Source organism: Myroides sp. C1519 (genome assembly GCF_038039755.1).
Lineage (GTDB): Bacteria > Bacteroidota > Bacteroidia > Flavobacteriales > Flavobacteriaceae > Flavobacterium > Flavobacterium phaeum_A.
Map to the genome: position 1 here is coordinate 1 of NZ_JBBPHM010000021.1, position 12608 is coordinate 12608.

Below are 12608 nucleotides of genomic sequence, written 5' to 3' on the forward strand. Positions count from 1 at the left end.
TTATTCAATGAATGCCTGTTTATCGGGCATTTTTTGTTTTAATTAGTTATATTTGTTAAAGTGAAATAAATTATTAGATATGAAAACAAGTGGAGAAGTCAAGAATATTGAAAAATATAAGGAGGAAGTTAAGAATAAAACTGATAGAGAATTGCTCGAAGAAAAGGCATATTTTACTTTTGCAACTTATAGAACAATTGAAAAAGTACATACTTTATTGTATATAATTACTTTAATGAGTGTACTTGTTTTATTATATTTTGTGTTTGAATATTTGATTTTAAATAGATTAACATAATATTGTTTACCTTTGTGATATACAATTGCCTATTACTCTTAAAGATTATTCAATGAATGCCTGTTTATCGGGCATTTTTTGTTTTAATTAGTTATATTTGAATAAAATTTCACTAATGGCAAAAACTAAATTAATAATTAGTATCTCTTTTCTTTTTGTATCTATATGTTTGTTTTCACAAAGTAGAATTGATGCAAAAATCCCTGAATTTGAAAGAAAGTCGAAAAGTATTGTTAAAGCAACAGGTTGGGCATATAATGAAAGTATTGGGAAATGGTTTTCAAATCAAAATGTAATTGATACAAAAGCAGTTCCAAGTTTTTGGAGAAGCCATATTTATCAAAATTTTACTTTTATGCAGATGGGAACTATAGTATTGAAAAATGAAAAACGGTATGTTTTAATAATTGAAAGGGATTCAGGTTATTATTATTATGAAGCCATACAGGAAGGTTGGAAAGATACACGCACAAAGTTTTATTTTGTCATGGATGAATCATCATATAGCAGAATTAAAGAGGCGTTAATAGATAAAACAGGCGAAACAATTAGTATAAGAAGTATAAAAGAAGGAGAGATTAATAACCGTTTTGCAGTTTTAGGTGCTGAGTATGCTTATAATGAGAAAAATTTAATTGCAGATATGATTAAAGAATCAACTTACTTGAGTCCTGCATATATCTTTGAATTAAATGTTCAGTCAGTCGATGGTAAAGACGTAGTAAGATTTTTATGCCCAAGGAATTCTTATGATTTAGGAGATAGTCTTGATAAAAGATATTTTGAGGTTTCTGTTTTAGAGTTTAAGAAATTATTAATTGATTAATTATAAGAGTTTTAAAAAAAATATTTTTAGTAGTGCTTTTGTTTTTTGGTTATTTTGTACAGGCACAAACAGTAAACAATATTCCTCTAAAGGAATTAGATGTTGATTACATTTTAATAGTAGGAGAAGGGAAGTTATTTAGTGATAAGGTTAACGTAAAAATTGATTTCGGACAAAATACTAAGTATTTTAGTAGTAAAGAAGAGATGTTTATTAGAGATAAAGACGAGACACGTATAAAGTTTAATTCTATGGTTGATGCTCTTAATTTTCTATCTCGTAATGGGTTTCAATTTGTACAAGCCTATGCTATTACGATAGGGAATCAAAACGTATATCATTATTTAATGAGAAAAGAGAATGATATTGAAAGGTTAACACGTGAGACACGTGAAACAAATAAAGACAATTAGCATATTGATAGAATCAAAGAGAGTGTTTAGGCACTCTTTTTTTTATGTGTAATAGTTGTCAAAGGAATATTAAAAGGAAAGATGTTGACTAATGGTTGACTAAAAAGTAAATAAAAAACCCTAACTACTTAGTAATTAGGGTTTCAGTGCCCGGAGTGGGAATCGAACCCACACTCCGAAGAACACGAGTTTGAGTCGTGCGCGTCTACCAATTCCGCCATCCGGGCTGATGACTTATTGTTTGTGAGTGCAAATGTAAAAAAAAAAAGTTAGCTACAAAGAAAAAAAAGAAAAAAAATCGTTTTGTCAATATATATTTTATAAATTTGCATCGCTTAATAATCATAGTTAAGCTCTAACTAACAACATAACAACTAATTAAAAGTAATGTCATATTTCGAACCAGACGCAAAAATTTTTGCATGTGCTCAGAGTGTTGAACTCGCAGAGAAGATTGCAAAAGCATACGGAGTAGAATTGGGAAAAGTAACTTTATCTCATTATAGTGATGGAGAGTTTCAACCTTCTTTTGAAGAGTCAATTAGAGGGAGAAGAGTTTTCTTAGTATGTTCTACATTCCCTTCATCAGATAATTTAATGGAATTATTGTTAATGTGTGATGCAGCCAAACGTGCTTCAGCAAGACACATTACTGCAGTGATACCTTATTTTGGATGGGCTAGACAAGATAGAAAGGATAAACCACGTGTTCCAATTGGAGCGAAATTAGTTGCAAAATTACTAGAGTCAGCTGGTGCGACACGTATTATGACAATGGATTTACATGCTGATCAAATTCAAGGTTTCTTTGAAAGACCAGTAGATCATTTATATGCATCAACAATCTTTTTACCATATGTAAAAAGCTTAAACTTAGATAATCTTACAATTGCATCACCTGATATGGGAGGTTCTAAAAGAGCTTATGCTTATTCTAAGTTTTTATCTTCTGATGTAGTAATTTGTTATAAACAAAGAAAGCAAGCTAACATTATTGATAAAATGGAGCTTATTGGAGATGTAACAGGTAGAAATGTTATCTTAGTTGATGATATGATTGATACTGGTGGTACTCTTGCAAAAGCTGCTGATATGATGATGGAAAGAGGAGCATTAAGCGTACGTGCTATTTGTACACATGCTATCCTTTCAGGAAGTGCTTATGAGAAAATAGAAGAATCAGCTATTCAAGAGTTAATCGTTACAGATTCAATTCCATTGAAAAAACCTTGTGACAAGATTAAAGTATTAAGCTGTGCTCCATTATTCGGAGAAGTTATGCATAATGTTCATTCAAATGAATCTATTAGCAAAACATTTGTAGTATAGGAATTTATTAATTTTTAAATATATTTAAATGAAATCAATTACGATTAAAGGATCAGAAAGAGAAAGCGTAGGTAAAGTATCAACTAAAGCCTTACGTAATGCTGGAATGGTACCTTGCGTGTTATACGGAGGAACAGAACCAGCAGTACACTTTGCTGCAGAGGAAAAAGCATTCAAAAACTTGGTTTACACTCCAAACGTACACACTGTAGTAATTGAGTTAGAAAACGGAAAGAAATTCAACGCTATCTTACAAGATATCCAATTTCACCCAGTTTCTGACAGCATCATGCACATCGATTTCTACCAATTACATGACGATAAAGAAATTACTTTAGAAGTTCCTGTAAAAGTTACTGGTAAATCTAAAGGTGTTATGGCCGGAGGTGTATTAAACTTAAACTTACGTAAATTAAAAGTTAAAGCTTTACCAGCTAACTTACCTGATTTCGTAGAAGTAAACATCTCTAACTTAGACATGGGTAACAAATTATACGTTACTGATGTTGCAGTTGATAACTACAAATTATTACACACAGACAACACTGTTGTTTGTCAAGTAAGAATTTCTCGTGCAGCTATGAAAGCAGCTCAAGAAGCAGCGAAAGCAGCAAAAGCTACTCCAAAGAAAAAATAATTTTTCCAAGAGATATGTTTTTAAAAGCGCTTGTGATTTTCACAAGCGCTTTTTTGTTTGTTCATAGTTTGGTATTAGTTTACTTTTGTAATAGAATATAAAATTTGTTATTAGCATAATGAAAAAGTTTTTAATTGTAGGATTAGGAAATATTGGTGTGGAGTATATTCATACGCGTCATAATATAGGTTTTAAAGTTGTTGATGAGATTGCTAATGAGTTAGGTGGTGATTGGCAGACAGTAAAGCTTGGTTCTCTTGCAGAAGTCAAAATAAAAGGAAGAACACTATTGTTATTAAAGCCAAATACTTATATGAATTTAAGCGGTAAGGCTTTGCAGTATTGGATGGAGAAAGAAAAAATACCTGTAGAAAATGTTATGGTTGTAACAGATGATTTGAATCTTAGTTTTGGTACAATCCGTATTAAAGCTAAAGGATCAGATGGAGGACATAACGGATTAAAAAGTATCCAAGGTGTTTTAAATTCGAGTAACTATCCTCGTTTTAGATTCGGTATTAGTGACGAATTTAAGAAAGGACAGCAAGTAGATTACGTTTTAGGTACTTGGAGTGATGAGGAAAAAGAAGTGCTCCCAGAAAGGCTAAAAACTGCCTCAAAAGCAATTCAAGAGTTTGCTTTGGCAGGGTTAAATAATTCAATGAATACTTACAACGGTAAGTAAAGCATATAAAATGAAATAAAAAAGGGAGCTATAAGCTCCCTTTTTTGTTATTCTTGATTCACAGAAATGTGAAGTTCTTTTAATTGTTCTGGTGTAATTGTTGCTGGTGCATCAATCATAACATCACGTCCTGAATTGTTTTTAGGGAATGCGATGAAATCACGAATTGTTTCTTGTCCACCTAAGATAGAAACTAAACGGTCTAATCCAAAAGCAAGACCTCCGTGTGGTGGTGCTCCGTATTGGAAAGCATTCATTAAGAAACCAAATTGTTTCTCAGCTTCTTCTTTAGTAAATCCTAAATGTTTAAACATCATTTCTTGAGTAGCTTTATCGTGAATACGGATAGAACCTCCTCCGATTTCGTTACCATTAAGAACCATATCATAAGCATTTGCACGTACTTTTCCTGGGTCAGTATCTAACAATGCAAAATCTTCTTTTTTAGGAGAAGTGAACGGGTGGTGCATAGCAAAGTAACGTTCAGATTCTTCATCCCACTCAAAAAGAGGGAAGTCAATAACCCATAATGGAGCAAACTCATTCGGTTTTCTCAATCCCATACGGTTACCTAACTCCATACGTAAAGCACTTAATTGTGCTCTTGTTTTGTTTGCAGGTCCAGAAAGTACTAAAATTAAGTCACCTTCTTTAGCTCCAGTTGCTTCAGCCCATTTTTTCAAGTCTTCTTGGTCATAGAATTTATCTACAGAAGATTTGAAAGTACCATTAGCTTCACATTTACAGTAAACCATTCCTGAAGCACCAACTTGAGGGCGTTTTACCCATTCGATAAGTGCATCAATTTCTTTACGTGTATACGTTGCAGCTCCTGGAACAGCAATACCAACTACTAATTCAGCGCTATTAAACACACCGAAATCTTTATGTTGTGCCACTTCGTTTAACTCTCCGAATTCCATTCCAAAACGAATGTCTGGTTTATCATTACCATACTTACGCATTGCTTCTTCGAAAGTCATACGAGGGAATTTATCTACTTCAATACCGTGAACAGACTTCAATAAGTGTTTAGTTAAACCTTCAAAAGTATCCATTACATCTTCTTGTTCAACAAAAGCCATTTCACAGTCAATTTGTGTAAACTCAGGTTGTCTATCAGCACGTAAATCCTCATCACGGAAACATTTCACAATTTGGAAATATCTATCCATACCACCTACCATCAACAATTGTTTGAAAGTTTGTGGAGACTGAGGTAATGCATAAAACTCACCTGGATTCATACGAGAAGGTACCACGAAATCACGTGCTCCTTCTGGAGTAGAGCTAATTAAGTAAGGAGTTTCTACCTCACAAAAATCTTGAGCTGAAAGATAATTTCTAACTTCTTGCGCTACTTTATGTCTGAAAAGTAAATTGTTTTTAACTGGATTTCTACGAATATCCAAGTAACGGTATTTCATACGAATATCTTCCCCACCATCAGTTTCATCTTCAATTGTGAAAGGAGGAACACTTGATTCATTAAGTACTGTTAACGACTCAACTAAAATTTCAATATCTCCTGTTGGAATATTTGGGTTTTTAGAAGCTCGTTCAATAACTTTTCCTGTTACTTGAACAACAAACTCACGGCCAAGATTTTTAGCTGCTTCAAAAACTGCTTTTTCAGTTCTGTCAGCATCAAAAATTAACTGTGTGATACCGTAACGGTCACGTAAGTCAACCCAAATCATAAAACCTTTGTCGCGATGCTTGCTTACCCATCCTGATAAGGTAACTTCTGTATTTATATCCGAAGCTCTTAAGGCTCCGCAATTATGCGTTCTATACATTGTTAAAAATATTTCTACAAATTTATAAACTTATTGCGAATGAAGTATGAAAACCAACAATATTATATTGAAGATTTGTGGTTGTTTACGCTACTTTCTTTTGCATTTGAACAAAAGTGTAAGCCAAAACTGCTCCACAACAAGCTAATCCTGCTCCTACCCATTCTGGAGAATTATATCCTAATCCATAGCTAATTGGCAATCCTCCTAAAGAAGCACCTAATGCATTTCCGATGTTAAACGATGCCTGACCTGCTGATGCAGCAAGCATTTCTGAGCCTTTAGCACTTTTGATTAACATCATTTGTAAAGGAGAACCAATTGTAAATGCTACTAATCCTGTAACCAAAGACATCACATAAGCCATCCATTGGATATGAACAGTATAATATACAACTATTAAACAAATTGCCATTGATAAGAATGAGAAAATGACTGCTTTTGAAGGAGAAAAAGTATCTGCAATTTTTCCACCAACAAAGTTTCCTAAAAACATTCCAAGACCTACAAGCGTCATAATGAAAGGAATATTTGATTCCGGTATCATCGGAATATTCATCATCATTGGTTTGATATAACTAATCCATGCAAAAAGACCACCTGTTCCTATTGAAATTAAGGCTACTAAAACCCAGGCAATAGGTGTTTTAAAGAAAGCTAATTGCTTTTTTGTATTGGTAGTTGTATCGGCTTCTAACTTTGGTACCCACAAAGAAATAGCTATAGTAGATATAATTCCTAATGTTGCAATAATACCATAAGAAACTCGCCAAGAATACACTTGTCCAATGTACGTTGTGATAGGTACTCCGGCTAAATTTGCTGTGGTTAGTCCTGCAAACATAATGGCTACAGCTTGTGCCTCTTTACCTGGTTTAGCAAGACGTGTAGCTACTACAGACCCCACTCCAAAGAATGCTCCGTGTGGTAGTCCAGACATAAATCTTGTAATCAATAAAGTTGTATAGCCTGGAGATAAGACAAACAATGTATGGAATAATGAGAACATTAACATTAATGCCATAAGCACTTTATGAGGAGCATATTTATTTGAAGACATTACCAATAAAGGAGCACCAACGACAACACCAATTGCGTATATGGAAATAAAATTCCCCGCTTTAGGAATACTAATCGCTAAGTCATCCGCTAAATTTGACAGAAGCCCCATCATTGAAAATTCAGTCATTCCAATCGCAAGACCTCCGATTGCTAAGGCAATTAAACTTTTGTTCATTTTTGTTATTTGAGTTTTAAATATTTGTTATTTTAATTATTCTTTTCCACGTTCATATTGAGGAGCCCAAGCAATATCTTCATTTAGTTCTACTGCAGCATTCATTACAAAGTGTGGATCTCTTAAAAATTCGCGTCCTAACAGAATAAAATCAGCTTTTTCTTCTTGAAGGATATCTTCTGCTTGTATTCCTGTTTTTATTAAACCAACCGTTCCTGTAATAAGGTTTGATTGTTTTTTAATTATTTCAGCAAAAGGCACTTGATAGTTTGGTCCAGAAGTTATGTTTTGATAACGTACAGCTCCACCTGAACTAACATCAATTACTTCAACCCCCATTTCCTTTAGAATTTTTGCCAACTTCACACTTTCTTCAACATTCCATCCTCCTTCAGCCCAATCTGTAGCAGATATTCTAATCCACAACGATTGTGTTGTTATTTCTGGTTTAATTGCAGCAACAAGTTCTGTGGCAAAACGAATTCTATTTTCAAAACTACCACCATACTCATCCGTTCTTTTGTTTATTAACGGAGAGAAGAATTGATGAATTAAGTACCCATGTGCTCCATGAAGTTCAATGATTTCATAACCTGCTTCAATTGCTCTGCGTGTTGCTTGTTTAAAAGCTTCGATTGTATTTGCAATTTCTTCTTTTGACAAGGCTTTTGGTTGAACATCTTCTAAATTAAAAGGAACATCACTACTTGATACCGTTTGCCAACCATTTATTTGAGAAGGAGCAATCTGGTTTCTGTTAATCCAAGGTTTTTCACAACTTGCTTTTCTTCCTGCGTGTGCTAGCTGAATTCCAGGTACACAATTTTGTTGTTTGATAAAAGAGGTAATCTGTTTCAACTTTTCAATATGTGTATCATCCCAAATTCCTAAATCAGCATAGGTAATTCTACCTTCGGGAACTACAGCAGTTGCCTCTTGAATAATTGCAGCAACTTGTCCGATGGCATATTGTCCAAGGTGTACCAAATGCCAATCTGTAGCATAACCATTTTCAGCAGAGTATTGACACATAGGCGAAACCACAACTCTATTTTTTAAAGTGTGATTTTTCAGTATTAATGGGGTAAATAGCTTTTTCATCTTATTATGTTTTTTGGAGGTGCAAAATTATTAAATGCAAATTGGAATAGAAGGTCTTTTGTCTTTTTTGTGAAAAATAAAATCATTAACAGGATAATAATTAATGATTTAGATACCTTTTTTGAGAGTGAACACAGAAAAGGGAATGTTTAACTACAAACTTTAACCCTCAATTCAGAGTTATACAACAGTAGTTAGAAAAATTATAAAAAAGAAGAAGGGCTTTAAACAATGTTATAAGCCCTTCTTTTATTATTTTGATGTCACGTATAAATTACTTGCAATTTTCTTAGTAATCGTAATATCGTGATTATTAATTTTAATCACATAAGATTGGTCAAATGGTTCAATCTCTATAATTTCAATTTCACTTCCCAATGAAATTTTTTGTTTATCTAAATATTGTAAAAATTCTGAAGAAGAATCTTTTACGCCAACACAAACGACTTTGATATTTGGTTTAACGTCAGAAAGAAGTTGTTTTTCAATTTGCTTAATCTCACCTTTTGCATTCGGAATTGGGTCTCCGTGTGGATCTTCTGTTGGATAACCCAAGTAAGCATCCAGTTTATTAATTAGCTTTTCTGACTTGATGTGTTCTAACTCTTCAGCTACATCGTGTACTTCATCCCAGCTAAAAGCTAATTTTTCAACTAAAAATACTTCCCATAAACGATGCTTTCTCACAATCATTTTTGCAGCCATTAACCCCTCAGGTGTAAGCGTTACTCCTTGATACTTTTGATACTTAATCAGTTTTTTCTCATTAAGTTTTTTAATCATATCAGTTACAGACGAGGCTTTAGTCTCAATTCTTGCAGCAATTGCATTCGTTGAAATACCCTGATTCTGTCCTAAAGACAGGTGAAATATGGTTTTTAGATAGTTCTCTTCTGAATAGGTAAGCATTGAATTATTTTTTTAATAAATACAAAGTTACATTTTTTTTAATTACAAATATATTTTTAGCTTTGTCTAAATTTTAATAATAGGTTTATATAAATATATTTTTATGCGTATAATAAATAGTTTTTTGTTAGCCCTTGTTTGTGTATTACCCACTCAAGCACAAACAATAAAAGGGAAAGTATCTTCAGGAGGAAGGCCTCTGTCTTTTGCTACCGTCGTATTAGAAGGAACAAATAAGGGTGAAAACTCTGGAGAAAAGGGAGAATATATTTTTGAAAAGCTTAAAGAGGGTACTTACACAGTAAAAGCTGAGTTTGTTGGATTTAAGAAATCAACAAAAAAAGTTTCTGTTAAAGAAGGCGAAGTAGTCACTGTCAATTTCTCTTTAGAAGAAGATTCAAACTTAGATGAAATTGTGATTTCTGGAACATTAAAGCCAGTTTTAAAATCTGAAGCAGTCGTTCCAGTTGAAATTTATACACCAGCTTTTTTTGAAAAGAATCCAACATCAAGCTTATTTGATGCGGTACAAATGATTAATGGGGTTCAACCACAACTAAATTGTAATGTTTGTAACACAGGAGATATTCATATTAATGGTATGGAAGGAGCCTATACGATGATTTTAATTGACGGAATGCCAATTGTATCATCCCTTTCAACAGTTTACGGGTTATTTGGTATTCCTACTAATTTAATTGAAAGAGTAGAGGTGGTAAAAGGGCCAGCATCTTCTTTGTATGGAACAGAAGCAATGGGTGGTATTATAAATGTTATCACAAAGGATCCAGAGCACGCTGCAAAATTAAGTGTTAATGCATTTACATCTACTTGGTTAGAAAACAATTTAGACTTAGGTGCAAGTTATAAAGTAGGAAAAAAGGTAAATGGGTTATTTGGTGGAAATTATTTCAAATACGGAGAGCGAAAAGATAAAAATAATGATGGATTTACGGATGTTACCTTACAAGATCGTGTATCGTTGTTTAATAAGTTTTCTTTAAAAAGGCCAGATGACAAAGTTGCAAGTTTAGCGTTGCGTTATGTATATGAAGACCGTTGGGGAGGAGAAACTAATTGGCAACGTAAAAAGCATAGAGGAGGAGAAGAGGTTTATGCTGAAAGTATTTTCACTAATCGTTTTGAGGCAATCGGAATGTATCAATTGCCAACAACTGAGAATATTTATACTCAATTCTCGTATATCTATCATCAACAAAACTCTATGTATGGTCCAGAATCTTATGATGCAAAACAACAAGTAGCTTTTGCGCAAGCTTATTGGGATAAGAATATCGGAAACCATAGTTTGTTATTAGGAGCATCTTTTAAATACACTTATTACGATGACAATACTCGTGCTACGGGAATTTATGACGAAAATGGTTTAGTGAAAAATGAACCAGATAACAGACCAATTCCAGGAGTATTTATTCAAGACGAATGGACTTTAAATAAACAAAATAAGTTGTTATTAGGATATCGTTTTGATTATGACAAAGATCACTATGGGATTCATTCACCACGTATTGGATATAAGTTTACACCAAACTCAAACCACACATTACGTGCAAGTTTTGGAACAGGTTTCCGCGTTGTAAATGTGTTTACAGAAGATCATAGAGCCTTAACAGGGGCAAGAGAAGTTGTGTTTGCAGAAAAGTTAGACCCAGAAAAATCATACAATGCCAATTTAAACTATACAGTTAAATTGCCAACTGATTTTGGGGTATTTAATTTTGATATCAATGGTTTCTATACCTATTTTACAAATAAAATTGATGCAGATACGGATACAGATCAAACTAAAATTATCTATGGAAACTTAGATGGACATGCGATATCACAAGGGGTATCGTTAAATGTTGATGTAACATTTGACTTTCCATTGAAGTTGATGGCGGGTGCTACTTATATGGATGTGTTTAGAAAAGAAGATGGAGAACACAACCAACTTTACCACGCACCTAAATGGTCAGGAAATATTATTGCAAGTTATAATTTTGGAAGTGGATTTAGTGCAGATTTAACTGGAGATTGGAAAGGTCCGATGCGTTTGCCAAGAGTAGAAGATGATTATAGACCAGAATATTCTCCTTGGACTATGTTAGCTAATATACAAATAACTAAGAAATTTACTAATGGACTTGAGATTTATGGAGGAGTGAAAAACTTATTTAATACCCTTCCTAAAGAAGATACTATTGCTCGTTGGTGGGATCCATTTGGAGAACCTGGAAATGGTGTAACACCTCCTCCTGGTCGCACAGATGTTATTTTTGAACCCAATGATTATAGTTACACACCATTACAAGGTATTCGTGGATTTATTGGTGTACGTTACAATATTTTTTAAAAAGTTGAAACGTCAGTTAACAATATAAAATATAAAATGAGAAATTTCTTTTTTTCTATGTTAGGTTTTTTTCTTGGGTTTGTCTGTATAGCACAACCCAAGGAAATTACTTTTTCTGATTTAGAAACACTGATGGAAGAAAATCCAAAACCTGTTGTTGTGTTTTTACATACAGATTGGTGTAGTTACTGTGCTTTAATGGAAAAGAAAACATTTAAAGACAGTGAAGTTGTTAAAGAATTAAATAAGGATTTCTATTATATATCTTTTAATGCTGAAACAAAAGAAGATATAAAGTTCAGAGATCACCTATTTAAGTTTAAAAAGAGAGGATTAAAATCGGGTGAACACGAATTAGCTTTAGCCTTGGGAAAACAAAATAGCTTTCCCGGATTGGTTATCCTCAATTCAAATTTAGAGATTATATATCAATATTTTTCATACTTAAAACCAAAGCAGTTGTTAAGTATTCTGAATTTAGCGAACTAATTTTTCTGTTACTATACTCCGAAAAGCCTTGTAATCATAAATGTTACAGGGCTTTTTTTTGTTTTTTTGGTGTATAACTAAAAAAATAGTTTGAAAACTAAATTATTAGTTATATGTTTGAATTATAAAATTACAAGCATGGAAAAGCTAACAAATAAAGAAGAAGAGATAATGAGAATCCTTTGGAAGATTGAAAAAGGATTTGTGAATGATATTTTAGAACATGTACCAGAACCTAAACCACATTATAATACAATGTCAACATTTATTAGAATATTAGTTGATAAAGGTGTGGTTGGCTTTAAGGCTTATGGGAAGTCGCATGAATATTATCCAATTGTAAAAATGGAAGATTATCGCAAGATGTTTATGGAAGAGACAATGGAGAAGTATTTTGACAATTCATTTAGTAACCTTGTCAATTTCTTTGTTAAAGACAAAAAGCTAAGTAAAGAAGAATTAGATGAGATTATGACTATCATCGAAAAAAACAAAAAATAATTTATCTCAACCCCAAAAAACATCGCTT

Annotated in this window: 13 protein-coding genes and 1 tRNA gene; 9 read left to right on the forward strand and 5 right to left on the reverse strand. The window is 32.9% G+C overall.

Annotated features, from left to right (window positions below; genetic code table 11):
- Positions 1-79: 79 nt before the first annotated feature.
- From AABL81_RS11320 to AABL81_RS11330, 3 genes are all read left to right on the forward strand, one after another.
- A complete protein-coding gene (locus tag AABL81_RS11320) occupies positions 80-298 on the forward strand; it encodes a hypothetical protein (protein ID WP_341341073.1) in 219 nt (72 codons plus the stop codon).
- Positions 299-413: 115 nt separating this feature from the next.
- Positions 414-1124, forward strand: coding sequence for a hypothetical protein (locus tag AABL81_RS11325; RefSeq protein ID WP_286412549.1), 711 nt, complete (start codon positions 414-416; stop codon positions 1122-1124).
- Positions 1125-1156: 32 nt separating this feature from the next.
- On the forward strand, positions 1157-1537 hold the full coding sequence (locus AABL81_RS11330) for a hypothetical protein (RefSeq protein ID WP_341341074.1): 381 nt from the start codon (positions 1157-1159) through the stop codon (positions 1535-1537).
- Between the two features lie 147 nt (positions 1538-1684).
- Here the strand turns inward: AABL81_RS11330 and AABL81_RS11335 are convergent.
- Positions 1685-1764 (reverse strand) — tRNA-Leu (locus tag AABL81_RS11335).
- 160 nt (positions 1765-1924) lie between these two features.
- Between AABL81_RS11335 and AABL81_RS11340 the strand changes: the two genes are divergently transcribed.
- From AABL81_RS11340 to pth, 3 genes are all read left to right on the forward strand, one after another.
- Positions 1925-2866, forward strand: a complete 942-nt coding sequence (locus AABL81_RS11340; RefSeq protein ID WP_158209841.1) for a ribose-phosphate pyrophosphokinase — start codon at positions 1925-1927, stop codon at positions 2864-2866.
- A 28-nt stretch (positions 2867-2894) separates the two neighbouring features.
- Complete coding sequence (locus AABL81_RS11345) at positions 2895-3503, forward strand: 50S ribosomal protein L25/general stress protein Ctc (RefSeq protein ID WP_158209842.1); 609 nt, start codon at positions 2895-2897, stop codon at positions 3501-3503.
- A gap of 118 nt (positions 3504-3621) precedes the next feature.
- Positions 3622-4188: an aminoacyl-tRNA hydrolase gene (pth, locus tag AABL81_RS11350; protein WP_158209843.1), complete on the forward strand. Its 567-nt coding sequence runs from the start codon at positions 3622-3624 to the stop codon at positions 4186-4188.
- 47 nt (positions 4189-4235) lie between these two features.
- On the opposite strand, the gene aspS is transcribed toward pth, so the two are convergent.
- From aspS to AABL81_RS11370, 4 genes are all read right to left on the reverse strand, one after another.
- Complete coding sequence (gene aspS / locus AABL81_RS11355) at positions 4236-5987, reverse strand: aspartate--tRNA ligase (protein WP_090409980.1); 1752 nt, start codon at positions 5985-5987, stop codon at positions 4236-4238.
- Positions 5988-6072: 85 nt separating this feature from the next.
- The gene (locus AABL81_RS11360; RefSeq protein ID WP_158209844.1) at positions 6073-7224 is read right to left on the reverse strand and encodes an MFS transporter; all 1152 of its coding nucleotides are present in this window, start codon (positions 7222-7224) and stop codon (positions 6073-6075) included.
- 36 nt (positions 7225-7260) lie between these two features.
- Positions 7261-8325: an NADH:flavin oxidoreductase/NADH oxidase gene (locus tag AABL81_RS11365; RefSeq protein ID WP_341341075.1), complete on the reverse strand. Its 1065-nt coding sequence runs from the start codon at positions 8323-8325 to the stop codon at positions 7261-7263.
- Positions 8326-8577: 252 nt separating this feature from the next.
- Positions 8578-9234, reverse strand: a complete 657-nt coding sequence (locus tag AABL81_RS11370; protein ID WP_158209846.1) for a metal-dependent transcriptional regulator — start codon at positions 9232-9234, stop codon at positions 8578-8580.
- A gap of 103 nt (positions 9235-9337) precedes the next feature.
- On the opposite strand from AABL81_RS11370, the gene AABL81_RS11375 reads away from it, so the two are divergent.
- The 3 genes from AABL81_RS11375 to AABL81_RS11385 all read left to right on the forward strand — a co-directional run bounded on the left by AABL81_RS11375 (position 9338) and on the right by AABL81_RS11385 (position 12580).
- Entirely contained in the window at positions 9338-11590 is a 2253-nt protein-coding gene (locus tag AABL81_RS11375) for a TonB-dependent receptor (protein ID WP_341341076.1), read from the forward strand.
- A 36-nt stretch (positions 11591-11626) separates the two neighbouring features.
- Positions 11627-12079 carry a thioredoxin family protein gene (locus AABL81_RS11380; protein WP_341341077.1) on the forward strand — a complete coding sequence of 151 codons (453 nt, stop codon included), beginning with the start codon at positions 11627-11629 and terminating at the stop codon, positions 12077-12079.
- 138 nt (positions 12080-12217) lie between these two features.
- Positions 12218-12580 (forward strand): BlaI/MecI/CopY family transcriptional regulator, encoded by a 363-nt coding sequence (locus AABL81_RS11385; protein ID WP_158209849.1) that lies wholly within the window; start codon positions 12218-12220, stop codon positions 12578-12580.
- The last annotated feature ends 28 nt before the right edge of the window (positions 12581-12608 follow it).

Bases quoted from the DNA above. Each gene is read 5' to 3' on its own strand.
- AABL81_RS11325 (WP_286412549.1), top strand. From the start codon at position 414: ATGGCAAAAACTAAATTAATAATTAGTATCTCTTTTCTTTTTGTATCT.
- AABL81_RS11360 (WP_158209844.1), bottom strand. From the start codon at position 7,224: ATGAACAAAAGTTTAATTGCCTTAGCAATCGGAGGTCTTGCGATTGGA.
- AABL81_RS11340 (WP_158209841.1), top strand. From the start codon at position 1,925: ATGTCATATTTCGAACCAGACGCAAAAATTTTTGCATGTGCTCAGAGT.
- pth (WP_158209843.1), top strand. From the start codon at position 3,622: ATGAAAAAGTTTTTAATTGTAGGATTAGGAAATATTGGTGTGGAGTAT.
- AABL81_RS11320 (WP_341341073.1), top strand. From the start codon at position 80: ATGAAAACAAGTGGAGAAGTCAAGAATATTGAAAAATATAAGGAGGAA.
- AABL81_RS11380 (WP_341341077.1), top strand. From the start codon at position 11,627: ATGAGAAATTTCTTTTTTTCTATGTTAGGTTTTTTTCTTGGGTTTGTC.
- AABL81_RS11365 (WP_341341075.1), bottom strand. From the start codon at position 8,325: ATGAAAAAGCTATTTACCCCATTAATACTGAAAAATCACACTTTAAAA.
- aspS (WP_090409980.1), bottom strand. From the start codon at position 5,987: ATGTATAGAACGCATAATTGCGGAGCCTTAAGAGCTTCGGATATAAAT.
- AABL81_RS11345 (WP_158209842.1), top strand. From the start codon at position 2,895: ATGAAATCAATTACGATTAAAGGATCAGAAAGAGAAAGCGTAGGTAAA.
- AABL81_RS11385 (WP_158209849.1), top strand. From the start codon at position 12,218: ATGGAAAAGCTAACAAATAAAGAAGAAGAGATAATGAGAATCCTTTGG.
- AABL81_RS11370 (WP_158209846.1), bottom strand. From the start codon at position 9,234: ATGCTTACCTATTCAGAAGAGAACTATCTAAAAACCATATTTCACCTG.
- AABL81_RS11375 (WP_341341076.1), top strand. From the start codon at position 9,338: ATGCGTATAATAAATAGTTTTTTGTTAGCCCTTGTTTGTGTATTACCC.